This is a genomic window from Scopulibacillus cellulosilyticus, from assembly GCF_042665295.1.
GTDB classification, from domain to species: domain Bacteria; phylum Bacillota; class Bacilli; order Bacillales; family Sporolactobacillaceae; genus Scopulibacillus_A; species Scopulibacillus_A cellulosilyticus.
This window is the reverse complement of record NZ_JBHTCO010000043.1, coordinates 114,795-139,181: the sequence shown is the minus strand read 5'-3', so window position 1 is coordinate 139,181 and position 24,387 is coordinate 114,795. Positions and strand designations below refer to the sequence as shown.

Below are 24,387 nucleotides of genomic sequence, written 5' to 3'. Positions count from 1 at the left end.
AATGATATTTCATATTCAGCCCATTGCCTTGGGGAGAGATCAATCAGACAATGAATGTCACGTTTGGGATCCGGACAGTGAATTAGCCAAGGTCTATTCAGATATTAAAACGGTACAATGTGAATGCAAGTGGGGAGCGGGTCTTATTGAAGACGCCGCTGTCCTCATTCTTTATTTGTTTGATAAGGAAAGGACCATTCAAGTTTATTTTCCGCAAAGTGTAGCAGTTGGCCCAAAACGTGAAATGAATTCATGGGATGTACTTTTTTCTATACAGCCTGAGTCATTAACGCTTGTTTACGGTAACAAACCGACGGATCATCATTGTAGGTTAAGAGTTGAAACTAGGCATAAGAGCTTAATGGAAAGTTTGGATGACTTTATCGAACAAATCATAAAATTAAATGATAACGAATTAGATCCGGCTACAAAGCAAATTTTTTCATATATAAAAAATCTTGAAATGACAATTCAATAATGAAGGTATAACACTGCCAGGAGATTTGAGCGGAAAGGGTGAAGGAAAATGCTGACTAAAGGAAAAGTTTTAAGGGCTCTTAAGCAAGTGGAGGAACCTGATCTCCGTCAAAATATTGTCGATTTAAATATTGTGAAGAGCATTAAAATAAAACGAAAAAATATTGATCTTGACCTTTCCCTGATCACACAAGGTTATTCTTCAAAAAAAGCAAACTTTGAGGAAAAAATTAAAGAAGTGTTATCCAGTATCGGAGCAAAATCTATCAGTCTACGATTTAATACCATGACTAAGAAGGAACAGGCTGATCTTGCGGAGAAATTAAAAGGCAGTAAGATCGCATCCAATACGCAGGGCCCTTCGCTGATGAACCGGAATTCACAAACAACATTTATCGCCGTTTCAAGCGGTAAGGGCGGTGTCGGAAAATCGACGGTAACAGTTAATTTAGCTGTTGCATTGGCAAATCAAGGATGGCGCGTCGGGCTGATTGACGCAGATATTTATGGTTACAGTGTACCTCAGATGATGGGGATAACTGAAAAACCGCTAATGATTGACAGTTTAACATTACCGGTTGAAAAATATGGTGTTAAAGTGATATCAATGGGTTTTTTTAATCAGCCGGAAGAGCCTGTGATGTGGAGAGGTCCAATGCTTGGTAAAACGCTGCGGTATTTTTTCGAAGGTGTCTATTGGCCAAAGCTGGATTACATGTTAATAGACTTGCCTCCGGGGACTGGAGATATCGCCTTAGATATTCATACGATGCTTCCGCGAAGTAAAGATATTATTGTTTCTACGCCGCAGACGACTGCTTCCCATATTGCGGAAAGGGCGGGAAGCATGGCGATCCGAAATAAGAGGGAATTGATTGGAGTTGTTGAGAATATGTCTTATCTGCTACTAGCCACCGGTGAAAAGGAGTATATTTTCGGTAAAAACGGCGCAACTGAATTAGCAAACAGCTTAGACACTGAACTATTAGTCCAGGTGCCGATCGGTGCCCCTAATCATCAATCGTTCGACTCAAATGATGCTTATGCTGTTTACCATTCAGAATCTGTACATGGTGAGATTTTCGGGGAACTTGCGGATAAAGTCATTCTTAAAACATCCTATTCAAAAGCTGTGCAGGAAGTACAATGAGTCTGCTGCAAAGAGATAAAAGGAAGGAAAAAACGGAAAGTCAATTAAAGTACGCCCAGCAGCATTTAGCAAATGAACGAACATTTCTTGCCTGGGTCCGAACAGCCATAGCAGTCATTGGCATTGGCTTTCTAACCGCAAGTCTTCATTTCTCCACCGAAAAAATGCATCGGCCGTTAGGAGACTTTCTAGCCGTTTTATTAGGATTATCCGCAGGTATCGTTGGGATTATAATAATCATTATTTCAGCGGCTTGTTATTTGAAAAATAAGCAGCAAATTGAAAGGGAAGACTATTATCCTAATAAGGTACCAATTATTTTAGTCACGCTTCTTATAGTTTTGCTTATTGTGATTGCTATTTTGTATTTTATGGCAAGCGGCAGTTTGTTTTAGTTTTTTTGAAAGGGGGAGCGAAGGGTTTCGCTCCTTATTTGATATATGGATACTTGTCTTTATTTGATACTGGGCCAAATGGCTTTTGGTAATGGTGGGTTAATGCGCAGGGGATAGTACTGTTGCTTTCTTTTTATTTAGCTTTTTAGAAATTTATGTTTATATATATAAAATGACCTTCTTAAATCTTAAAGCGGCAACTGAAAGAGGTCATTTTTCATAATATCTATTTTTTTTGAAACTATATATTTAATCTGATCTTGATTGTTTCAACAGCTCTTTAATCTCTGTTAATTCACTCTCTATATGGTGAAGCCTGCTTTGCATGTCGTCTATCTCTTGCTCAGCTTTATAATTAATCGCAAAGTCAATAATGGATTCATGTTTGTCTCGAGCAGCTTGTCGATTTTGGCTCATCATAATAACGGGAGCTTGAAATGCAGCTATAAAGGAAAGACATAAGTTCAATAAAATGAACGGCGGAGCATCGAAGTGTGCCGGTTTGGTGAAAACCAAGCTATTCCAAATAATCCAGGCACAAAGAAATACTGCAAACCAAATGATGAAACGCCAGCTGCCTCCGAATTGCGCAATTTTATCTGCCAGCCGATCCGCCCATTTTGTTCGTTGTGTGTATTCGCTGTCAAGTTGGTGAAGGATTTCTGACTCGTAGCGATCTACAAGCCGGTCAATCCGTGTTAAGCTTTCTTGGTTTAAATTAATATCAAAACCTTGGATTTTCACAGTTTCTTTTTTTTGTTTAAATGGCTTCCAAATTTTTTGTACCATTGTATAAACCTCCTCTTATTAGGGAGGAAGTCAACTTTTTAAATGAGTGAAGCGGTAACTGCATTTATGAAGTAATCCGCTTCGGAAATCCATCTGTATGACTCCCTCCAATATCTGAGTTATGTCCGACTCTCCTATGCCAGGATGATTCATAAAACAGTTCCACCTCGCTTTTTTTGTTAAAATCCTTTTTAATTATATGCTATTTTTACTAATACTGACTATATAATTATTTGGAAAAATGCTTAGTTTAATCGTGTTTTTTTGTATGGGTTATTTCGTTATTTAATATATGGGACATATGTTTATAGTGATCGGTTATTAGCCTATTTAAATTCTCTACATGATGATTGTTTAGATGTTTTCCTAATTTCCAGGGTACTTTTTCTTTAAATTGTTGGTCTCCTTTAAAATCTTCTTGTTTTTGTACTTTAAGCGGAATATGATCGTCGTTCATATTCACTCTCCTCTGCACTTAAAATAACCGAATATTGACACGGTATTCATATAATTTCTCTTAAGGATGAATTTCCTTTAGTATATTGTATGCATGTTAAGTAAAAGGGAAGCCCAAGGAATTTCAATAATATGAAAAAGGCGATATCATAAAAGTAAAAATGTGAATTCTTTTAAATATAATATGTAGTATTACATAAAGTTATATGATATGAACAAAGCATCTACTTAAATAATTAACTTATTAAACGAAAAAATAACTGTACAGATAGGTACTCAGCAGGTTTGGGGGTTAGTGGATGAAAGTATTGTCTTTTCTTAAACCGTATCGCACGTCAATCATTATTGCTTTATTTTTTATGCTTATTGAGTTGATCGTCGAACTTGTCCAGCCTTTATTCATGGCTAAAGTGATTGATGACGGGATTATGGTCAAGAACCTTCTGAATGTTGTCAAATGGGGAGGGTTAATGTTAGGCATTTCTTTAATTGCTTTTTTTAGCGGAATTATTAATTCTTTTTACGCCTCTCATACAAGTCAAAGTTTTTCCTATGATGTAAGAATCCATTTGTTTAAAAAGATTCAGTCCTTCTCTTTTGAGGATATCAACCAATTTGAATCAGCTTCATTGATGACAAGACTGACAAATGATGTCACTCAAATTCAAAATACAGTCTTCATGAGTTTGCGAATTATGCTTCGTGCACCGCTGCTTGTTGTCGGCGGGACGATCCTCGCTCTTATTGTTAATGCCAAACTGGGATTTCTTTTAGCAGTTGTTATCCCCTTCCTTATTGTGTTTTTGTGGCGGGCAATGAAAAAGGGGGGTCAATTGTTTAATAGTGTGCAAAAAAAGCTGGATGATGTGAACAGCATCATGCGAGAAAACTTGGCGGGAATAAGACTGATTAAGGCATTAATTAGAAAAAATCATGAACTTAAACGTTTTGCCAAAAGAAGCGAAGATTTAAAGAAGCGGACAGTTTCTGCTTTAAGGCTTTCGGAGACGACGAGGCCGATAATAATGTTAGTGATGAATTTAACGCTTTTGGGCATTTTATGGTTTGGCCACATGCTGGTCGCTCGAGGCGGCATAAAAGTAGGGGACGTCGTTGCCATTGTTAACTATGCGACCCGGATTACGACAGCTTTCTCGCCATTGTCGTTTATTATGATGGGGCTTTCAAGAGCAAAAGCATCAGCGCAGAGAATATCAAATGTTCTTGAGGCAACAAGCGATTCAGCGGATGTAAAAAGGCCATCGTCTTTACCGCATGTCATAGAAGGGGAAGTGACTTTTGATCAAGTTTCTTTTCACTATCCTGGATCAAATCATCAGGTCATAAGTAATCTTTCTTTTACTGCTCTTCCTGGTCAAACCGTTGCTATTTTGGGGGCGACGGGGTCAGGTAAGTCATCATTAGTTCAGTTGATTCCCCGGTTATATGATATAGACAGCGGGGCAATTTTTATTGATAACATCGATATTCGAGAATTAGAGCTAAATGATCTTAGAAGTCAGATTGGTTTTGTTCCTCAAAATGTGTTTCTTTTTACTGGAACAGTGAAAGAGAATATTGCTTGGGGAAGAGAAGGGGCATCAATGGAGCAAATCATAAAAGCAGCAAAAGCCGCGCGAATTCATGAGACGATCTGCGGACTGCCAAAACAATATGATACCGTGCTTGGGCAAAAAGGTATTAATCTGTCTGGCGGACAAAAGCAGCGTCTTTCCATTGCAAGGGCGCTTGTACGCCAGCCGAAGATTCTCATATTGGACGATAGCACAAGTGCGTTAGATTTGAAAACGGAAAGAAATTTTCTTCAAGCTTTAAAGGATTATGACTGTACAACTTTCATCATTACACAAAAAATCAGCACGGCCATGGAAGCGGATCAAATTTTGCTCCTCCAAGAGGGCGAACTTTTGGCAAAAGGCACGCATGACACTCTCATAAAAAATGTGCCTCTTTACCAGCAAATTTTCCAATCACAGTTTGGAAGGAAGAGCGGAACATGCTGAAGCAGATCACTGAGCCATTTAAATATGAGAAACTATCAATCGCTGGTGATAAGAATAAAAGTATAAAAAAAGCCCGGCCGAAAGCAAAAATTGGGACGGTCAGAAGAATAGCGTCATATTTGGCTTATAATAAAGGACTTCTTATTGTCGTTATATTAATGGTGATTGCCAGTTCTTGCCTTGGTCTCGCGGGGCCTTTTTTAGTTGGCAAGGTTATTGATGATTATATTGTTCCAAAACAGACAAACGGACTGCTTTATTTTTTGCTTCTCTTAGCTGGTGTATACCTTCTATATTCCTTGTTTCTTTGGCTGCAAAATATTTTAATGATTGGTATTGCCCAAAATACAGTACTTGCAATGCGGAGGCAGCTTTTTGAACATTTTCATAAACTTCCGGTTGCCTTTTTTGATAAACGCCAACACGGGGAATTAATGAGCCGGGTGACTAATGATATCGACAATATTAGTTCAACACTGAATGATTCAGTCATCCAAATCTTTTCCAGTGTTATAACATTAATCGGCACTTTATCGATGATGCTCTGGCTCAGCCCGATGCTGACGTTAATCACTTTAATTATCGTTCCGTTAATGTTTTTAGGCATGAAATGGATCACAAAACGTACGGGACGCTTTTTTAAAGAGCAGCAAAAAAGTCTTGGCGAATTAAATGGATTTATTGAAGAAATGATTTCAGGGCAAAGCATCATTAAGACTTTTTCTCAAGAACAAAAGGTTATTGCTGAATGTATTGAAAAAAGCGAACGGTTAAAACAAGTAGGATTTTGGGCGAGGGCTTTTTCAGGGTTCGTTCCCAAACTTTTGAACATGTTAAATAATTTAAGCTTTGCAATTATCGCGGGTATAGGCGGTATCTTAGCGCTTTACGGAATGGTCACGATCGGTGTTATTGTAGCTTTTACCGAGTATACAAGGCAGTTTACAAGACCATTAAACGATTTATCCAATGAATTTAATACACTGCTCGCGGCGGTTGCCGGCGCCGAGAGAGTGTTCGATATATTAGATGAAGATGAAGAGATAAAAGATGAAAAAGACGCTGCTCCGTTACCGGACGTAAAGGGAGAGGTTGAATTTCAACACGTTTCGTTTGCCTATGAAAAGGGAAATGACACTTTAAAAGATGTCAGTTTTAAAGCGGCCCCCGGGCAAACTGTGGCATTAGTAGGTCCTACGGGTGCCGGTAAAACAACGATTATCAATCTGCTTTCCCGTTTTTATGATGTTAACAGCGGAAAGATATTGATTGACGGATACGATATGTCAGAAGTCACAAGAGACAGCCTTCGCCAGCAAATGGGGTTTGTATTGCAAGATGCCTTTCTTTTTCAAGGCACGGTAAGAGAAAATATCCGTTACGGCAGGCTTGACGCCACTGATGAAGAAATTGAAGAAGCAGCAAAACTGGCAAACGCATATTCATTTATTATGAAGCTGCCTAAGCAATTCGATACGATGCTTAAGCGGGACGGCAGCAGCATTAGCCAGGGACAAAAGCAATTATTATCGATTGCCAGAGCTTTTCTTGCCAAACCGGCCATTCTCATTTTAGACGAAGCGACAAGCAATATTGACACGATCACAGAAATCAAAATTCAAGAAGCGATGCGGCGGCTGATGAAAGGCAGAACGAGCTTCGTCATCGCCCACCGGCTGAATACGATTCAGCAAGCTGATCAAATTATGGTTGTAGATGACGGTCAAATTATTGAAAGCGGCACACATGATTCACTTCTTAGAGAAAAAGGCGCTTACTTTGATCTTTATCACAGCCAATCGAGGGATAATCATGAAGGCTTAAACTGAACATTGTTTTCCAGCACTTTGATTAAATGTAAAGAAAAGGCGCGTGTCATAAAGACAATCTTTATGACACGCGCCATTATTTTTACAATTATGATGCTCTATTGCTTGATAATTGGTTTTCCATTTCATTAAAATCTCTTTTCACTTTTTCAGACGGTTCTTTGGTTAATAGGCTGACAATATACACAGCAGCCAAGCTTAGGAAAAATCCCGGAATCATTTCATACAACTTATCTGATAGTCCTGTTTGCAGCCAGACGATCACTGTAACTCCACCAACAATCATTCCAGCAAGGGCGCCCCATTTTGTCATTCGTTTCCAGTATAAACTTAATAGAATCGCTGGTCCAAAGGCAGAGCCAAAACCTGCCCAAGCATGTCCGACAAGACCAAGAATCGTATCGTTTGGTGTATAGGAAAGCCAAAAGGCAATTAAAGCAACAATGAGCACAGCCAGTCTGCCGATGAAAATGAGCTCTTTATCAGATGCTTTACGGCGTAAAAATGTTTTGTAAAAATCTTCGGTTACCGCACTTGATGTTACCAATAATTGTGAAGAGACGGTACTCATGATAGCCGCAAGCATCGCCGCTAATATAAAGCCGGTTATAAATGGGTTAAAGAGCACGTTGGCAAATTGAATAAAAACAGTCTCAGGGTTATACAACTTGCCACCATGTTCGAGAAAGTAGGAAATACCGACTAAACCCGTAGCTGACGCGCCAATAAGCGTAATCACCATCCAGCTGATGCCAATCCGGCGGGCTGACTTTAATTCTTTGACTGATTTAATAGCCATAAATCGGACGATAATGTGAGGCTGACCAAAGTAACCTAAGCCCCAAGCAATTAATGAGATAATGCCGAGTGTTGATGTGCCTTTGAAAATATTCAAAAGTGATGGATCAACGTGGCGAATATCGTGAATCACCGTATGCGTGCTGCCGATGTTTGTAAGGGCAACAATTGGTACTAATACAAGGGCAACAAACATAATGACACCTTGGACAAAGTCCGTTAAACTAACGGCAAGGAATCCGCCAAATAGTGTGTAACATACGACAACAGCGGCTGTTATAATAAGACCGGCACGGTAATCAAGGTGAAAAGCACTTTCAAACAGTGTACCGCCGGAAACCATGCCTGATGACGTATAAAAAATGAAGAAAACAAGAATAACAAGTCCCGAAACAAGACGGAGGATATTCTTCTGATCTCCAAATCTATTTTCCATATAATCCGGAATGGTGATAGAATCATTCGCAACCTCTGTATATGTTCGAAGGCGAGGAGCGAGAACAAGATAATTGATATAAGCGCCTAACGTTAAGCCGATAGCAAGCCATAAACTGGATATGCCTGAAGCGTACATTGCGCCCGGCAATCCCATGACCATCCATCCGCTCATATCTGATGCCCCGGCTGATAAGGCCGTAACGGCTGGTCCGAGTCCCCGTCCGCCAAGCATGTAATCTGACAAGTTAGACGTTCTTTTGTATGACCAAAAGCCGATTAAAAGCATGGCAATCATATAAATTCCAAGTGAAATAAAAACGCCAAAATGCATAACATTTCTCCTTTATCTAAGATTGAATATAGCTTCTAATTTTTAACTTATTTTATCTGATTTGTCCGTCTCCGATCATGCAATACTTTGCAGTAGTTAACGCTGATAATGCCATCGGTCCGTGAGCATGGAGCTTTTGAAATCATTGCTTCTGCCATTGAAGCTGCACCTATAAATCCTACTGTTTTATTTTCTAACATCAAACGCCTCCTAATAGTTTATTACTCTGTTCGCATTTTTTTGACCTTGTTCGTATTTTTTTCGACAATGGCCTTATAATATCATGTTAAAAATCAATATCAAGGGTATTTGATAAAGTCATATGGATAAAGCTCAAATAGTAATTGAAAGCGGAACCATTTATAAATATATGGATGAAATGACTGCAGAGAGCTGTATATGAGTCCTCATGATAGGTTACTAGGGTTATAATTCAATGCAAAAGGGGAAATATTTTACTCATTAACCTCAATAATACAAATGAGACGATATTAAAAGAGGATAATGATAATAGAACTGAAACGTTTTGTTGAGAGGTTCGTAGAATATTTAGTTATAGTTCTATCATTTAAAAATTAGCAGGGAGTGGAATAGGATATGGATGGTTTTTTAGTAAGTATTGGCATTGCCTTAGCGGGATATTTTATCGGGGATGGTTTGAAAAATTTCAAGAACCCAAATGCAAAGGAAGCTTTTGATTTAGGAAATGAACCGGAATTAATAAGAGATAGCAATGTACATCACTATCTTGGAATTTCTAAAGAAGATGCAAAAGTGCTAGTGCAAGAGTTCCCGGACATTCCCCATATTACTTTAAATAATAAAATATACTTTCCAAAAACTAAATTACAGGAATGGTTATTAAAAATGGGGGAATAAACTTGGAAAATGAATTTTAAAAAAATATTCAATGATCATGGACATCACATGGGAGGCCACCCGTTAAGAAATACATAAAACTAGTTTATAAATATATCTGGAACGCTTTTTTTAAAAGGAAATTGAATGGAATCACTCGAATATATTCCTATAGATGTAATAATTTTAAAAAATTTCAAAGGAGGCCGTCTATGAAAAAAACAATAGCTTATCAAATTTTAATAGCGTTAATTATTGGTGCAATCATTGGTCATTTTTTCCCGAATTTTGGAATGGCGCTAAGACCCATTGGCGATGGATTTATTCGTTTAATTAAAATGATTGTTGTTCCCATTGTTTTTACTACCATTGTTCTCGGAGCAGCGGGAAGCGGCGATATTAAAAGAATGGGGAGTATTGGTTTAAAGACTATTATATGGTTTGAGTTTATAACCACTCTAGTTCTGGGAATCGGACTTTTAATTGTTAATTTATTAAAGCCGGGGCATGGCATTAACTTTTCCCATCTTGCCAAAGGAGATATTTCGGGATTATCAGGATATTCAGAACAAGTGGTCAACTTTAAACAGATGCTCCTTAACATCATTCCTGAAAATATTATTGATGTTATGGCTAAAAATGATCTTTTAGCTGTTATATTTTTTGCTATCCTATTTGGGGTTGCGGCGGGCAGTATCGGAAAGATATCTGAGCCTGCTTTACGTTTTTGCGAGTCTGTAGCTAATATTATGTTTAAATTAACGCAAATGGTCATGTCTGTGGCACCAATCGGAGTGTTTGCTTTAATGGCAGCCTCTGTCGGGCAATACGGTATTCAGCTGTTAATCCCAATGCTTAAATTAATTGGAAGCGTTTACTTGGGCCTCGTTGTTATTGTTTTTGTTCTTTTCCCGATTATAGGGTTCTTCTTTAAAATAAAATATTTTGAAGTACTAAAAATGATTTGGGATCTATTTTTAATTGCTTTTTCAACAACAAGTACAGAAACAGTACTTCCGCAACTCATGGAACGCATGGAGAATTACGGGTGTCCTAAAAGGGTTGTTTCATTTGTTATTCCCTCCGGACTTTCTCTAAATTGTGACGGCTCCACTTTATACTTATCAGTAGCAAGTATTTTTTTGGCACAAGCGTTTGGCGTGCATATGTCATTGTCTCAACAACTATTTACAATGCTTGTTCTTATCCTGACAAGTAAAGGAATTGCAGCAGTGCCATCCGGATCGTTAGTCGTTTTATTGGCAACGGCTCAAGCAGTAGGACTCCCGGCTGAAGGAGTGGCAATTATCGCTGGTGTTGACCGTGTTATGGATATGGCGCGCACCGGAGTCAACGTACCTGGACACGCCCTGGCCTGTATTGTTGTATCTAAATGGGAAAAAGCGTTTAGAAAATCTGAGGAATCGCCTTTACCTAAAGATCAATATTCAATGTAAAAGCAACTATTGTATTCATCTTTACTTTTATAAAACACCGTTCAGTTTCGAACGGTGTTATTTAAGTTCTAGATTTTCGCCTTTTCCCCCAAGGTTTAAATATTGAGATCATGACAAGGAAGGTTAATAGTACAACCATAAATACAGTGCCGGAGAAAAGGCTTTTTCCTAAAACTGATCCGGGAAGTAATGTTATCTAAGACTTAAGTCTAATTTTAGCAGGCTTAGCCCTTGTTACACCTTAGTTCCATACCAAAAATTACCTTTCTAATAATAAGACTTACCTGAAATCATTGAAAACTGCTTCGAACCTTGATACAATCAAATTAAATAACATTGTTTCTTAATATGCAACATTTATAAAAGAGGGGTAAAGGTGGAAAAATATGATTAAATCAGTTGATAAAGCATTAACGATTATTAAAATTGTCAGCACACGAAGAGACGGCTTTGGAGTAACAGAGTTAGCTGAAAAGTTAGAGCTCAATAAAAGCTCTATTTTTCGTATTTTAGCGACACTAACGGCACATGGTTTTATTGAACAGGACTCTGAAACAAAGAAATACAGGTTAGGGTATCAGTACTTGGAATTAAGTGCAAAATTATTGGATTCTATTGATATTAGAAAAGAAGCTATGCCTTTTTTGAGAGAATTGGAAAAGATAACAAATGAAGTGATACACTTAGTTATCTATTCTCAAAAAGAGGCAGTGTACATTGAAAAATTAGAAGGAAATGAAACGCTTCGTATGCATTCCCAAGTTGGAAAGCGGGCGCCAATGCACTGTACAAGTGCCGGAAAGACAATTCTTGCTTACTTACCTAAAGAAGAAGTTTTAAGTATTGTAGAACAAAAGGGCCTGCCTCAGCATACTAAAAATACAATTACAAATACGGAAGATTTATTTAAAAATCTGGATGAGATTAAAAATAAAGGATATGGGATTGAGCAGGAAGAAAATGAGCTGGGAATTAGATGTGTAGCTGCACCGATCTTTAACCATACCGGAAAGATTGCAGGAGCAATAAGTATTTCTGGTCCGTCAATTAGAATGAGTGAAGCAAGAATCAGCACATTAAAAGACGAATTAATGAAAGTATGCAATATGCTTTCTACACGTTTAGGATATAAGAAAGATTAACAAAAGGGCTGACTCAATTGTGAGTCAGCCCTTTTTATCGTTAAATATTTAGAAAATTGATTAAAAGGGGTTGCAAAAGTAAAATTCAAATGGTATTATTCATTTAAACAAAACATTATGAAACGACGTTGTATAATAAGAAACAAAAAGTATCGGAAGAAAATATATTTTTTTAAATGTTTAATGAAACGTAGTTTCATAATAGGCAACAAGGGAGGATATATATATGGCGATAACTGCTAAGAAAAAAGAAGAACTTGAAAATTTAACAAAAAAGATCCGCCGTCACATTGTAAAAATGACACATCATGCCGGCAGCGGGCACCCTGGAGGATCGCTATCCGCAACGGAGTTAATGACAGTACTCTTTTTTGAACATTTAAATGTTGACCCTAATAATCCTGATTGGGAAGATCGAGATTGTTTTTTCCTATCAAAAGGACACTGTACACCGGTTTACTATTCTGTTTTGGCTGAGAAAGGGTTCTTTCCAATTGAGGAACTTATGACGTTCAGAGACGTCGACGGACGCCTTCATGGCCATCCTTGCGGTGAACATATTCCAGGTGTGGATGTTTCATCAGGGTCACTCGGGCAAGGATTATCAGTGGCAAATGGTGTTGCCTTAGCTGCAAAGCTGGACGGGAAATCAAGACGTTCTTATGTGATGATCGGCGATGGGGAATCACAAGAAGGTCAAGTTTGGGAAGCGGCTATGACAACTGCTCATTTTAATTTAGACAATGTGTGCGCGATTATCGACTGGAATAAAATACAGCTGGATGATTTTGTCGAAAACGTAAAAGGAATGAAAGATTTTGCAGCGAAATGGAGAGCTTTTGGCTGGCATGTCATTGAAATCAATGGACACGATCTGTCAGAAGTAGATGAGGCCTATAAAGAAGCCAAGCGTACAAAAGGAAAACCAACCGCTATACTGGCCCATACGGTAAAAGGAAAAGGTATATCGTTCATGGAGGATACACACAAGTGGCATGGCTTAGCGCCAAATGATGAAGAATTAGAATTGGCTTTAAAGGAGTTGGTTTAAAATGGCAGAGCAAAAGGCACCACGTGAAGGTTACAGTGAAGCACTTATTCGTCTAGGAAAGCAAAATGAAGACTTAGTTGTACTTGACGCGGATTGCGCAAAGTCAAATATGACAAATTTCTACAAAGACAATTTCCCGAACCGTTTTTTTAACGTCGGTATATCAGAATGTGATTTGGTTGGGACAGCTGCAGGATTAGCGATTGCCGGTAAAATTCCTTTTGCTAATGCCTACGCAAACTTCCTTACCGGCCGGGCATACGACCAAATGCGTATTTCTGTTTGTTATTCCAACAATAATGTCAAAATAGTTGGTCATAATGCAGGCACCTCTGCTGCACAAGAAGGGGCAACGCACCTGCCGCTTGAAGACATTTCCCTTATGCGTTCGCTGCCGAGAATGACAGTTATCGTTCCAGCTGATTCATTAGAAATGGAAAAAGCTGTTGAAGCGGCTTATCACTTTGAAGGCCCGGTCTACTTACGGGTAGGTAAACTTCCAGTACCTATCGTTACTAAGCAAGAGGACAATTTTGAGATAGGCAAAGCGATCAAATATCGCGACGGATCGGATGTTACCCTGATTAGCACAGGTATTATGCTTGACGAAACATTTAAGGCTGCTGAACAACTTGAACAAAAAGGGATTAAAGCTGAAGTGCTGCATGTGCACACAATTAAGCCAATTGATGCAGAGGCGATTACAAAATCTGCAGCAAAAACGAAACGTGTCGTCACGGTTGAAGAACATTCAATTATTGGAGGATTAGGAAGCGCTGTTGCTGAGGTATTAGCAGAGCATCAGCCAACGCCGCTTAGAAGAGTGGGAACAAACGACCGGTTTGGTGTTTCAGGGAAAATGCCTGAACTATTAGATTTCTTCCAGCTTCGGGCCGAAAGAATTGTAAAAACTGCTGAAGAGCTGATTGATATTGCCTTAGTTAAATAAGAAACAATATTTGTTGCGGAAAGGGGGGGCCGTATGAACGTCATATTCCAATCAATGTATAAAGAGATTATGGATAATCATGGGGAAACGCTTGAATATCCTCTCCGGAAGGACATCGCAAAAAAACTTAAACAAAATAACCATAAGCTGATCGTTTTAGACGATGATCCGACGGGTGTACAGACAGTTCACGATGTTTATGTTATCACGAGCTGGGATAAAAAATGGCTTCGTGAGGGATTGTCAGATGATAAAAATGTTCTTTACATTTTAACAAATACGAGAAGCTTCGGACCTGAACAAACAAAAAAAATAAATCAGGAAATCATCCGAAATATCGTAGAGGTGTCAAAAGAGCTTAGTATCGATTTTTCGATTATCAGCCGGAGTGATTCAACGCTGCGTGGTCATTACCCTCTTGAAATTTCTGTTATAGAAGAAACCCTATCTGAGGAATTGAACTGGGAAATTTCAGGACACCTTCTTATACCGGCCTTTTTTGAAGGAAAACGATACACCTTTGATAATACACACTATATAGTTGATGGCCAAAAGCTTGTAGCCGTTAGTGAAACCGAATTTGCTAATGATTCAGTATTCGGTTTCTCTACAGCTTATCTGCCAAAATGGGTCATGGAAAAAACGGAAGGTGAAATTTCAGCCGAAGATGTCTTAACGATTTCAATCGATGATATTCGGCAAGGCGGTATTGATAAAGTAACAGAGATATTGCTTTCGGCGGAAAAAAACACTCCGATTGTTGTTAACGCAGCAAACTACAATGACTTAGATATTGTTTCTCTTGCTGTACTAAAAGCATTAGGGTGCGGCAAACGATTCTTGTTTCGAACAGCAGCATCTTTTGTCAAATCAATTGGGGGGATAGAAGATAAACCGCTTCTAAGCGCCTCGGAAATGATTGCAAAAAATAATGAGGATAGATATGGGGGCTTGCTTGTCGTTGGGTCCCATACAAAAAAAACAACGGATCAGCTAAGCGATTTAATTTCTGAAATTCATGTCAGACCTATTGAAATAAATGTGGAGAAAATTTTAAATCCCTTGAATAAACAAGAGGAACTGACAAGAGTATGCAAACTGTTGGAACAATCCATTTTGGATGGTGAAGATACTGTTGTCTATACAAGCCGTAAAGTGATAAAGGCTGACAGCAAGCATGAAAACTTGCAATATAGCCAAAAGATTTCTAACACACTTGTAGACATTGTACGTTCTTTAAAGGTTACGCCAAAATTTATTATGGCAAAAGGCGGCATTACTTCAAGCGATGTTGCCACACAAGGCTTGGAAATTAAAAAGGCGAAAATTTTAGGTCAAGCGGCAGCAGGTGTGCCTGTATTGCTTACCGGTGAAGAAGCAAGGTTGAAAAATATACCGTATATCGTATTTCCGGGAAATGTCGGCGATAAAAATACGATTACATCAATTATTAGAAAAATACATCAACTGAAGGAGAGATAGATAATGGTTAAACAAAAAATGACAGCAGCAGAGGCAATTGTTTTCTACCTTGAAAAAAGAGGAGTTAAACAGATTTTCGGGATACCCGGAGCCGCAATTTTACCGGTTTATGATGCAATACGAGAAAAAAGCAGCATCGAATCTTATGTTGTACGCCATGAACAAGCAGGCGCTTTTATGGCGGACGGTTATTCAAGGGCAACAGGTGAAGTCGGGGTATGTGCGGCGACTTCAGGTCCAGGCGGAACAAACTTCTTAACAGGCTTATACGGAGCTTGGATGGACTCCATCCCAATGATTGCTTTTACCGGTCAGCAAAAGTCAACGCTTATTGGTACAATGCAATTCCAGGAAGCACCAATTGTTGAAATGGCAAAGCCGGTAACGAAAGCGGCATACCAATTAACAGATGGTTCAAAGGCAGCAGAATTAATTCATGAAGCATGGGAAACAGCAACAAAAGGAAGAAAAGGTCCGGTTTTAATTGATCTGCCACTAGATCAACAAAAAGTTGAGATTGAAGTTGATTTAGATGAATTAATTGCATCAAGTGAACCTGAGCAATTGCCGCAAGCGACAAAAGAAGATATTGATAAAACACTAGAATTCTTAAAAGATTCAAAGAAACCGGTCATCGTTTCCGGCGGCGGTGTAAATCTGTCAAATTCGACAAAAGAATTAAAAGAATTGGCTGAAGCACTTCAAATCCCTGTAGTTACAACATGTATGGGTATTGATACATTCCCTAACGACCATCCGCTTTTTGCAGGACGTATGGGTACAATGCTTGATACACCATATGGTAACAAAACAATCTTGGAGTCAGATTTAATTATCAATCTTGGCGGCCGTTTCGCCGACCGTAATACCGGTGATGTTGAAATTTTCAAACGTGATGCAAAAATCATTCACGTTAACATTGATAATAAAGAGATCGGCAAGGTTGTTCCTACTGAACTGGGTGTCGTTTCTGATGTTAAAACATTTATGGTTAAACTAACGGAAAGCTATAAACAACTAGGTTCAGGAGTTGCTGCTACAACTGAAGCAGGTGCAAAACTTGATCTTACAGAAGAAAGAACGAAACACGCGCGTAAAACGGATTATGAAGATCTTCCGATTAAACCGCAACGTGCTTTAAGGGAATTGAGGGAATTTTTAGATAGGGATGCAATTGTAACACATGATTGCGGAATTAGCCAAATCTGGTCAAACCAATTATTTGAAACCTATGAACCTCGCACTTTCTTAATTACAGGCGGTGCAGGTACGATGGGATGGGGATTAGGTGCAGCTATGGCTGCGAAAATCGCTCATCCTGAACGTCAAAGTGTCAATATCGTCGGTGACGGAAGTTTGGGGATGTCACTGCAAGAACTGGCAACAGCAGCAAAACATAATATTCCAGTTATTGTGTTCTGTATGAATAATTCCTTGCTTGGTTTGATTCGCCAACAGCAAAATTGGTTCTATGGTGAACGAGATATCGATACTGATCTTATTTATAAAAATGAACTTTGTGATAACGAAGAGCGCGGCGTTGACTTTGTAAAAACGGCAGAAGGCATGGGTGTAAGAGGAGAGCTTGTTACTCATTACGACGGAATTAAACCGGCATTAAAACGTGCGGTAGAAAGCGGAAAGCCGTATTTAATTGAAGTCGTTGTTGACCCAACTGCAGTTTGCGGATTTTCAAATAACGGTACGCTGACAGGATTTGATTATTCACAAAACTAATAATCTATCAGAAAAGAAGGAGGCCGCGGGTAGCGTCCTCCTAAATCAAAAAACTATTAATAATTGGAAAACCGAAAGGAGGCGAACCGGATTTTATCCGGTGACCGATGAAAACTGATCTTCATAACTATATGCAAGTAGGCATTGTACATTTTATGGCTTATCCAGAAGGACCTCAAGTGGAAACTGTAAAGAAAATTGTTACTGACGATTTCTTCTCCGCAATAGAAATTACAAAATCAAAAGACCCGGCTGAACAGGAAGAAGTTGCGAGAATCCTGGAATCCGGCAGTATGACAGTCGGTTTTGGAGCGCAGCCTATTCTTCTTGGAAATAAAGCAAACTTAAATTCCTTTGACCCACAAGAACGTCAAGCTGCGATTGATTTAGCAAAAGGTGCAATTGATAAAGCTTATGAAGTTAATGCTGGAAAACTTGGCTTTGTAAGCGGACCGAATCCGGAAAAGGATGAGGATCAAGCTCTGCAAATTTTAACTGACTCTATTAAAGAGCTGTGCCAATACGCAAAAAGCAAAGGCGATCTGGTTCTATCATTAGAAACGTTTGATGATGATACAGATAAAAAATTGTTAATAGGACAAAATCGTCTGGCAGTAGAAGTAGCGAAAGAAGTAAGAAAAGTCGATCCTACATTTGGTTTAATGATTGATTTAAGTCATTTACCGATGCAAAGAGAAACGCCAAGAGATGCTTTAACAGTAGCACGTGATTATATTAATCATGCCCATATTGGAAATTGTTATATTAAAGATAAGAACGATCCGGCATATGGCGACTTGCATCCAAGGTTTGGCTATCCAGGCAGTGAAAATGATGTTGAAGAATTGGCTGAGTATTTAAAAATGCTTCTTGAAATTGGTTATATTGGCGAGGGAAGCCGTAATGTCGTCGCTTTTGAAGTTAAACCATTAAAAAATGAATCATCTGACGTTATCGTTGCCCAGTCTAAGCGTAAACTTATCGAAGCATGGAATCGATTAAAAGTTGCAGCACCTCAATTTTAAAGTAAGGTTGAAAAAGGGTCTCCCTGTCCACAATTGGGGCAGGGAGACATTAAACAGAAATTTCTTTTATCCTGCAATTTTATTTGATATATTATAAATATTCTAACGGCAAACTTAAATTTCGTGATAGTTATAGAAATATCGACATATTATTGCCTCACATAAATTTCTCGTATAAATAAATGGAAAATAAAAATAGCGGCAGTATTTTGCGTTTTTTAAACCCAATCTAATTTGCATTTAGCGGGTTAAAATTAAAAATAGTTACCGGCATTCGGTAAAAAAAAATAATAGTGATCATAGTACATAAAACAAGGGGGGAAGCTCTTTTGGGTATGACTGAAAAGAGGGTAAATTCAAATAGAATTGCAACCAGAATTGATGAATTGTCTTATTGTTCTGAACCAACCGCAGGCGGTGTTACAAGGCTGTCATTTACGAAAGAGTTTCAAATGGCTCAAAAACTAGTCGAACAATGGATGAATGAGGCAGGTATGACAGTTCGAAGAGATGATCTTAATAACCTTATTGGCCGCTATGAAGGAAAAAACCCGCACGCCCCCGTAATATTGATTGGTTCACATTTAGACACTGTTATTGAAGGCGGCAAGTACGACGGTATGTCGGGGATAGTGGCAGGAATTGAAATTGTAGCAGTACTTCATAATAGCGGGATAGTTTTGGAAAACCCGATTGAAGTTATTGCATTTTGTGATGAAGAGGGTGTCAGATTCCATTCTACGTTTCTTGGAAGTAAAGCAATTGCCGGTACTTTAACAGAAGAAGAATTACAGGTAGTTGATGAAAATGGAATCTCAATAGCAAGCGCAATTAGAAATATAGGCTTAAATCCATTAAACTATAAGAATGCTGCAAGAGATTCAAAAGACGTACTCGCCTACCTTGAACTTCATATCGAACAAGGACCTGTACTCGAAGAAGAAGGTGTTGCGTGCGGTGTTGTAACAGGAATTGCCGGCGCTTCAAGATATTCCTTTAGAATAGAAGGTTTTGCCGGTCATGCAGGGACTGTCCCTGTTGCATTAAGAAAAGATGCACTTGCTGGTACTTCAGAACTTATATTGGAGATTGAAAGATTAGCAAAGGAATACGCACCTATTGTAGCGACAGTTGGAAAATTGACAGTCAACCCCGGAAGCAGCAATGTGATACCAGGTGAAGTGATCGGAACATTAGATATTCGTGATACAAATGAACAACGGAAAAATGAAGTTTTAAAACAAATCTTTCAATCGTGCGAAGAAATTTGTACACGGCGCGGACTACAGTGTCACTTTGATAAGGTCATGGAGGCAGCCCCGATTCTTTGCTCTGATTCAATTATATCCGTCATTGAATCCGCCATTCAAAAAAATAATATGAGGGTTATTAGACTTATAAGCGGTGCAGGACATGACGCAATGGCAATGGCTGATTTAACGAAGATTGGTATGATTTTCGTACGTTGTACAAAGGGAATTAGCCATCATCCCGATGAACATGCAATACCAGCCGATCTTGGGCTTGGAGCAGAAGTGCTTCTGGATACCGTATTACAATTGACTAAAAATGAAACTATTGTCAAAGAGAAGATATGATGAGTTTCAAAACGCTCTCAATTGATTTAATAATAAATAAAATCTTTTTGAAATGATAATAGGGCAGGACAGACCTGCCCTGCTTCCAAAAAACTATAAGTTTAAGCGCTTACAATCAGTGGATAATCGCTTTAATAAAGTGAATTAATAATGAAGTAATTGTATTAGGCTTGGGAATGAGCGTCACTAGTAATTATGGAGGTCATAATATGCTTTTCACAGTAGAAAATGCATTGAATATTCAGTCGTTGAATGGATGCAGGGTCGTTGCAGGCCACCGTGGTCTTGACCGTAATGTACGTTCAGTAAGTATTATGGATTGTCCTGATACATCTTGGCTTAAACGGGGAGATCTTCTGCTTACAACGGGTTATGTCTTTAAAGATGATTCAGATGCCCAAATTAAGCTTATTAAGGACTTAGCTGAACGGGACTGTGCAGGGTTAGCCATTAAGGTTAAACGCTTCCTTTCATTCGTTCCTGAGCCTATGCTTAATGAAGCAAATCGTTTAGGTTTACCGATTATTGAAATTCCTTATGAACTGGTATTGTCAGATATGCTTTTTGTTATAACACGTGAAATTTTAAATAAAGAAAAACTTTTTAATAACCAAGAGGGACGAAAGGATTATTTTTCAAGGCTTCTCGGTGGAGAACTTACAAATGAGGACTTGATATTGTCACAAGGTAAAGAGTACGGCTTATTGCCAAACTGTGAATTTGCATCACTTTACGTTCTCGTAAATTCTGGTGAAGCCGGGAAATCGCAGCAAATTAACGATTCCGTTTTTAGACGGGTGACTAGTGAAGTTGAAGCCGCTCTTAATGTGAAGATAATCGGAGAAAAATTGGATGATTACGTGATTATTTTACAATACAGTAAGTCGAAATATATAGATGGTTCTTTATCGCAACAAGCAAAAAAGGCTGCCGGCTTACTTGTAAATAAACTTACCAGCTATGAACCGCACAAGAAGATAATGATTGGAATAGGGACAGTTCAACAAAATGCATCAGGTATCCCTAAGAGCTTTCAGGAAGCAATGGAGGCGATTTATTTAGGAGGACGTGTAAATTCAGAACAAGACAGTGCGGTTTATGAATACGCGGGACTTGCACCTGAAGCTTTGCTTCAACATTTGCCTGATCATATTTTGAAACGTTATTTAACGGTAACTGTTGAACCTTTACGCCAATATGATAAAGAAAATGGTACAGAGCTTCTTCGGACATTAGAAGTCTACTTGAATTGCGGCGGTAAACTAGGGGAAGCCGCCCGTATATTGTTTGTACACAGAAACACGGTAAAATTCAGAATTGCGAGAATCGAAGAGTTGCTTGACACAAAATTAGACGATGGTATGGCTGCTTTTCGGCTGCATCTTGGGTTGTGTGTAGGAAGACTTTTAGGGACAGGTGTTTCTTCAGAGACAGCGGAGCCTGTTGTATGGGATTTTAAACAAGGTTAGAAACAAAATTGCCTAATTGTTGATTAAGCTTAAACAAGCTATAAATAATGACAATGTAGTAGATTTTTTACCCTAATAAAACCCGCAAGGAGGAGTTATGACAAGTTTATTAATTAAGAACTGCAGGAACATCATTACGATGGATGAAAAGAGGCGCCGATTTCCGGGGGGAAGTATTTATATTGAGGGTCAGGAAATTAAGGCAATCGGTACTGATATTTCATTTGAAACAGCCGATAAAGTCATTGATGGCAGGGGAAAGATTGTATATCCGGGCTTAGTTAATACACACCATCATTTATACCAAACATTTACCCGCAACATTCCATGGGCTCAAGATTGTGAACTTTTTGATTGGTTGACTACACTATATGATATTTGGCGACATTTAAAACCAGAGGATGTTTACTTGAGTGCAATGGTAGGTTTAGGAGAATTGCTTAAAAGCGGGTGTACGACAGCCGCGGATCATTTTTATGTTTTTCCTAATGGCGTTAGCGGTGAATTAATTGATGAAGAAATCCGGGCAGCTCAAGAATTAGGTATTCGCTTCTTTCCAACAAGGGGATCTATGAGTTTGGGACGCTCAAGAGGCGGACTTCCGCCTGATGAAGTTGTTCAATCTGAAGATATCATTTTAAGAGATACGAGACGTGTTATTGAATCGTACCATGATCCAAGCCGTTTCTCAATGGTAAGAGTAGGGGTGGCACCTTGTTCACCGTTCTCTGTCAGCAAAGAATTGTTAACGGAATCTGCTGCTTTAGCCAGAAGCTACGGCGTTCGAATGCATACGCATCTAGCCGAAACAAAGGACGAAGAAGATTTTTGCAGAGAAAAGCTTGGTCTTCGCCCTCTTCAATTTATGGAAGAAACAGGTTGGACTGGTGAAGACGTCTGGTATGCACATGGCATTTGGTTTAACGATGAGGAAATTATGAAAATGGGTTCATGCGGCTGTGGTGTTGCCCATTGTCCCAGCAGCAATATGAAATTGTCTTCAGGGACTTTTCCAATAATAAAAATGCTCAAATCGGGTGTGAAAGTAGGTTTAGGTGTTGATGGTTCAGCATCCAATGATACTTCCAGTATGTTACTGGAAGCGAAAGTGATGAATTTATTGCATAAACTTCAACATGGTTCGACAGCATTAAGTGCAGAAGACTGCTTGTCAATTGCAACAAGAGGATCCTCTAAAGTACTTGGCTGGGAAGATGACATAGGTTCATTAGAGACAGGAAAAGCCGCTGATATGTTTATGATTGATTCAACCAGGTTAGAATTTGCGGGTGCCCTATTTGATGATGCTTCCCTTCCAATTATTACTGGAACCTCTCAAGTTCATACAACTATTGTAGGGGGTAAAGTCGTTGTTGCGGAAGGGAGGTTGGTAAATGCAGATGAAGAGCATCTTGCGATGAAAGCACAGGCTGCCGCGTGCAGAGTGGTGGAAACGGCGATGAAGCACACCAAAGTAAACTACAAAAAACTACGTGCCAAAAGCAACTAGAGCAAACAGAAAGAAATAAAAACTTAAACTTCATTCATTTAATCTAGGGGGAATTCACTTGAAAAGTGAAAAGTTAAGTGTATGGAAATTGTTTTTGCTCGGTTTTCAGCATGTATGTGTCATGTATGGCGGTGCGGTTGCGGTACCTTTAATTATTGGGCCGGCAATCGGATTAAGCCAACAACAGTTAGTCTATCTCATTTCTTTTGATTTGTTTACTTGCGGAATTGCATCATTGCTGCAAGTTGTTGGGGGCAAACATATCGGTATTAAGCTTCCAGCATTAATGGGTGTTTCATTTACAGTCGTACAGCCAGTCATCGCAATAGGGTCGATATACAGTATTCAGGGAGTCATAGGTGCTGTAATGGTTTCCGGGGTCATTGTTATTATTTTGGCCCAGTTTTTCAGCAAAATCATAAGGTTTTTTCCTCCTGTCATTACAGCATCGGTCGTGTTAATTATCGGTGTGACTTTAATGCCTGTTGCTATTAATAACGCAGCCGGCGGTACAGGAGCTAAAGATTTTGGTTCAATTACAAATTTGTCTTTAGCATTGTTTACTTTAGTATTCTTTATTGTTCTAAACACACTTGCCAAAGGATACTTAAAAACAATTTCTGTTCTGATATCAATGATTGTCGGAACGATTGTCGCGGCTTGTCTAGGTGTTGTTGATTTTACACAAGTAAAAGAAGCTTCTTGGTTTAACATGGTGAGACCTTTCTACTTTGGTCCGCCAACCTTTCAATTGTCATCGATTCTTACAATGTCGATTGTTGCCATTGTCATTATGGTGGAAAGTACCGGAACATTCTTTGCACTTGGAGAAATTGATAAACGCAATTTAACTGATCATGATATTAAAAAAGGTTTAAGAGCAGAAGGTCTGGGTGCCGTTATAAGCGGTATATTTAATAACTTTAATCATTCAACTTTCGCCCAAAATGTTGGATTAGTAGCGTTAACTGGGGTAACAAATCGTAAAATCATCTTAAACGCCGGTATTATTTTGGCAATATTAGGACTATTCCCAAAAATTGCGGCTTTAGCAGTTATCATTCCTCCGGCGGTACTTGGCGGTGCGATGGTTCCAATGTTCGGTATGCTCATTTCAACTGCATTAAGAATGATGTCCAAAGTGGACTTTACAAACCCGTCTAACCAATTAATTATTGCGGTTGGAGTAGGTTTGGCAATAGGAACACATACAGTTGCAAATGCTTTTGACCATCTTCCGGCAACAATTGCAATGTTGGTTAAAAACGGTGTCATTTTAGGAACCTTCGCTAGTTTTGTCTTAAACATTGTATTAAATGAATTTAAAAAGCCGAAGAATACCAAGGAGCAAAATGTTGAAGAACAGGATAGTCCTCTTGAGCCAAGTTTATAAATCATAACAGTAAAAAGGTCTGAAAAAAT

General features: G+C 38.8%; 21 protein-coding genes. 17 read left to right on the top strand and 4 right to left on the bottom strand.

From position 1 onward, the window contains the following. Nucleotide 1 precedes the first annotated feature (1 nt). Genes ACFQRG_RS20315 through ACFQRG_RS20305 form a run of 3 tightly spaced genes read left to right on the top strand, consistent with a single transcriptional unit; the run spans nt 2 to nt 2,022 of the window. Nucleotides 2-478: a hypothetical protein gene (locus tag ACFQRG_RS20315; RefSeq protein ID WP_380969596.1), complete on the top strand. Its 477-nt coding sequence runs from the start codon at nt 2-4 to the stop codon at nt 476-478. A 48-nt stretch (nt 479-526) separates the two neighbouring features. Beyond that, nucleotides 527-1,627, top strand: coding sequence for an Mrp/NBP35 family ATP-binding protein (locus ACFQRG_RS20310; protein ID WP_380969594.1), 1,101 nt, complete (start codon nt 527-529; stop codon nt 1,625-1,627). After that, nucleotides 1,624-2,022, top strand: a complete 399-nt coding sequence (locus ACFQRG_RS20305) for a YidH family protein (protein ID WP_380969592.1) — start codon at nt 1,624-1,626, stop codon at nt 2,020-2,022. Before ACFQRG_RS20310 ends, ACFQRG_RS20305 begins: the two co-directional genes overlap by 4 nt. Before the next feature lie 249 nt (nt 2,023-2,271). On the opposite strand, the gene ACFQRG_RS20300 is transcribed toward ACFQRG_RS20305, so the two are convergent. After that, nucleotides 2,272-2,811 carry a DUF1003 domain-containing protein gene (locus ACFQRG_RS20300; protein ID WP_380969590.1) on the bottom strand — a complete coding sequence of 180 codons (540 nt, stop codon included), beginning with the start codon at nt 2,809-2,811 and terminating at the stop codon, nt 2,272-2,274. A 250-nt stretch (nt 2,812-3,061) separates the two neighbouring features. Then, complete coding sequence (locus tag ACFQRG_RS20295; protein ID WP_380969588.1) at nt 3,062-3,268, bottom strand: hypothetical protein; 207 nt, start codon at nt 3,266-3,268, stop codon at nt 3,062-3,064. A 298-nt stretch (nt 3,269-3,566) separates the two neighbouring features. Between ACFQRG_RS20295 and ACFQRG_RS20290 the strand changes: the two genes are divergently transcribed. Both ACFQRG_RS20290 and ACFQRG_RS20285 read left to right on the top strand, forming a co-directional pair. Next, nucleotides 3,567-5,291, top strand: a complete 1,725-nt coding sequence (locus ACFQRG_RS20290; RefSeq protein WP_380969586.1) for an ABC transporter ATP-binding protein — start codon at nt 3,567-3,569, stop codon at nt 5,289-5,291. Continuing rightward, nucleotides 5,285-7,120 (top strand): ABC transporter ATP-binding protein, encoded by a 1,836-nt coding sequence (locus ACFQRG_RS20285; protein ID WP_380969584.1) that lies wholly within the window; start codon nt 5,285-5,287, stop codon nt 7,118-7,120. Before ACFQRG_RS20290 ends, ACFQRG_RS20285 begins: the two co-directional genes overlap by 7 nt. 88 nt (nt 7,121-7,208) lie before the next feature. Here ACFQRG_RS20285 and putP read toward each other — a convergent pair whose 3' ends face one another. Then, nucleotides 7,209-8,687 (bottom strand): sodium/proline symporter PutP, encoded by a 1,479-nt coding sequence (putP, locus tag ACFQRG_RS20280; RefSeq protein ID WP_380969582.1) that lies wholly within the window; start codon nt 8,685-8,687, stop codon nt 7,209-7,211. Between the two features lie 47 nt (nt 8,688-8,734). Then, complete coding sequence (locus ACFQRG_RS20275; RefSeq protein WP_380969580.1) at nt 8,735-8,887, bottom strand: hypothetical protein; 153 nt, start codon at nt 8,885-8,887, stop codon at nt 8,735-8,737. 397 nt (nt 8,888-9,284) lie between these two features. On the opposite strand from ACFQRG_RS20275, the gene ACFQRG_RS20270 reads away from it, so the two are divergent. The 12 genes from ACFQRG_RS20270 (at nt 9,285) to ACFQRG_RS20215 (ending at nt 24,358) form a co-directional block, all read left to right on the top strand. After that, the gene (locus ACFQRG_RS20270) at nt 9,285-9,566 is read left to right on the top strand and encodes a DNA-binding protein (protein ID WP_380969578.1); all 282 of its coding nucleotides are present in this window, start codon (nt 9,285-9,287) and stop codon (nt 9,564-9,566) included. Nucleotides 9,567-9,757: 191 nt separating this feature from the next. Next, nucleotides 9,758-11,002 (top strand): glutamate-aspartate/proton symporter GltP, encoded by a 1,245-nt coding sequence (gene gltP / locus ACFQRG_RS20265; RefSeq protein WP_380969576.1) that lies wholly within the window; start codon nt 9,758-9,760, stop codon nt 11,000-11,002. A gap of 386 nt (nt 11,003-11,388) precedes the next feature. After that, entirely contained in the window at nt 11,389-12,144 is a 756-nt protein-coding gene (locus ACFQRG_RS20260) for an IclR family transcriptional regulator (RefSeq protein WP_380969574.1), read from the top strand. 226 nt (nt 12,145-12,370) lie between these two features. Further along, nucleotides 12,371-13,195 carry a transketolase gene (locus ACFQRG_RS20255; protein WP_380969573.1) on the top strand — a complete coding sequence of 275 codons (825 nt, stop codon included), beginning with the start codon at nt 12,371-12,373 and terminating at the stop codon, nt 13,193-13,195. A gap of 1 nt (nt 13,196) precedes the next feature. Further along, nucleotides 13,197-14,144 carry a transketolase family protein gene (locus ACFQRG_RS20250; RefSeq protein ID WP_380969570.1) on the top strand — a complete coding sequence of 316 codons (948 nt, stop codon included), beginning with the start codon at nt 13,197-13,199 and terminating at the stop codon, nt 14,142-14,144. A gap of 33 nt (nt 14,145-14,177) precedes the next feature. Beyond that, the gene (locus ACFQRG_RS20245; protein ID WP_380969568.1) at nt 14,178-15,626 is read left to right on the top strand and encodes a four-carbon acid sugar kinase family protein; all 1,449 of its coding nucleotides are present in this window, start codon (nt 14,178-14,180) and stop codon (nt 15,624-15,626) included. A 3-nt stretch (nt 15,627-15,629) separates the two neighbouring features. Continuing rightward, on the top strand, nt 15,630-17,363 hold the full coding sequence (locus tag ACFQRG_RS20240) for a thiamine pyrophosphate-binding protein (protein WP_380969566.1): 1,734 nt from the start codon (nt 15,630-15,632) through the stop codon (nt 17,361-17,363). A 179-nt stretch (nt 17,364-17,542) separates the two neighbouring features. Continuing rightward, complete coding sequence (locus ACFQRG_RS20235; protein WP_380969564.1) at nt 17,543-18,388, top strand: sugar phosphate isomerase/epimerase family protein; 846 nt, start codon at nt 17,543-17,545, stop codon at nt 18,386-18,388. 335 nt (nt 18,389-18,723) lie between these two features. After that, on the top strand, nt 18,724-19,986 hold the full coding sequence (locus ACFQRG_RS20230; RefSeq protein WP_380969617.1) for an allantoate amidohydrolase: 1,263 nt from the start codon (nt 18,724-18,726) through the stop codon (nt 19,984-19,986). Nucleotides 19,987-20,195: 209 nt separating this feature from the next. Beyond that, complete coding sequence (locus tag ACFQRG_RS20225) at nt 20,196-21,455, top strand: PucR family transcriptional regulator (protein WP_380969562.1); 1,260 nt, start codon at nt 20,196-20,198, stop codon at nt 21,453-21,455. Between the two features lie 97 nt (nt 21,456-21,552). Further along, the gene (locus ACFQRG_RS20220; RefSeq protein ID WP_380969560.1) at nt 21,553-22,965 is read left to right on the top strand and encodes an 8-oxoguanine deaminase; all 1,413 of its coding nucleotides are present in this window, start codon (nt 21,553-21,555) and stop codon (nt 22,963-22,965) included. A gap of 58 nt (nt 22,966-23,023) precedes the next feature. Beyond that, nucleotides 23,024-24,358: a nucleobase:cation symporter-2 family protein gene (locus tag ACFQRG_RS20215; RefSeq protein WP_380969558.1), complete on the top strand. Its 1,335-nt coding sequence runs from the start codon at nt 23,024-23,026 to the stop codon at nt 24,356-24,358. Nucleotides 24,359-24,387: the final 29 nt, after the last annotated feature.

Bases quoted from the DNA above. Each gene is read 5' to 3' on its own strand.
- gltP (WP_380969576.1), top strand. From the start codon at position 9,758: ATGAAAAAAACAATAGCTTATCAAATTTTAATAGCGTTAATTATTGGT.
- ACFQRG_RS20290 (WP_380969586.1), top strand. From the start codon at position 3,567: ATGAAAGTATTGTCTTTTCTTAAACCGTATCGCACGTCAATCATTATT.
- ACFQRG_RS20305 (WP_380969592.1), top strand. From the start codon at position 1,624: ATGAGTCTGCTGCAAAGAGATAAAAGGAAGGAAAAAACGGAAAGTCAA.
- ACFQRG_RS20315 (WP_380969596.1), top strand. From the start codon at position 2: ATGATATTTCATATTCAGCCCATTGCCTTGGGGAGAGATCAATCAGAC.
- ACFQRG_RS20270 (WP_380969578.1), top strand. From the start codon at position 9,285: ATGGATGGTTTTTTAGTAAGTATTGGCATTGCCTTAGCGGGATATTTT.
- ACFQRG_RS20250 (WP_380969570.1), top strand. From the start codon at position 13,197: ATGGCAGAGCAAAAGGCACCACGTGAAGGTTACAGTGAAGCACTTATT.
- ACFQRG_RS20220 (WP_380969560.1), top strand. From the start codon at position 21,553: ATGACAAGTTTATTAATTAAGAACTGCAGGAACATCATTACGATGGAT.
- ACFQRG_RS20300 (WP_380969590.1), bottom strand. From the start codon at position 2,811: ATGGTACAAAAAATTTGGAAGCCATTTAAACAAAAAAAAGAAACTGTG.
- ACFQRG_RS20260 (WP_380969574.1), top strand. From the start codon at position 11,389: ATGATTAAATCAGTTGATAAAGCATTAACGATTATTAAAATTGTCAGC.
- ACFQRG_RS20245 (WP_380969568.1), top strand. From the start codon at position 14,178: ATGAACGTCATATTCCAATCAATGTATAAAGAGATTATGGATAATCAT.
- ACFQRG_RS20285 (WP_380969584.1), top strand. From the start codon at position 5,285: ATGCTGAAGCAGATCACTGAGCCATTTAAATATGAGAAACTATCAATC.
- ACFQRG_RS20240 (WP_380969566.1), top strand. From the start codon at position 15,630: ATGGTTAAACAAAAAATGACAGCAGCAGAGGCAATTGTTTTCTACCTT.
- putP (WP_380969582.1), bottom strand. From the start codon at position 8,687: ATGCATTTTGGCGTTTTTATTTCACTTGGAATTTATATGATTGCCATG.
- ACFQRG_RS20230 (WP_380969617.1), top strand. From the start codon at position 18,724: ATGACTGAAAAGAGGGTAAATTCAAATAGAATTGCAACCAGAATTGAT.
- ACFQRG_RS20310 (WP_380969594.1), top strand. From the start codon at position 527: ATGCTGACTAAAGGAAAAGTTTTAAGGGCTCTTAAGCAAGTGGAGGAA.
- ACFQRG_RS20295 (WP_380969588.1), bottom strand. From the start codon at position 3,268: ATGAACGACGATCATATTCCGCTTAAAGTACAAAAACAAGAAGATTTT.
- ACFQRG_RS20255 (WP_380969573.1), top strand. From the start codon at position 12,371: ATGGCGATAACTGCTAAGAAAAAAGAAGAACTTGAAAATTTAACAAAA.
- ACFQRG_RS20225 (WP_380969562.1), top strand. From the start codon at position 20,196: ATGCTTTTCACAGTAGAAAATGCATTGAATATTCAGTCGTTGAATGGA.
- ACFQRG_RS20275 (WP_380969580.1), bottom strand. From the start codon at position 8,887: ATGTTAGAAAATAAAACAGTAGGATTTATAGGTGCAGCTTCAATGGCA.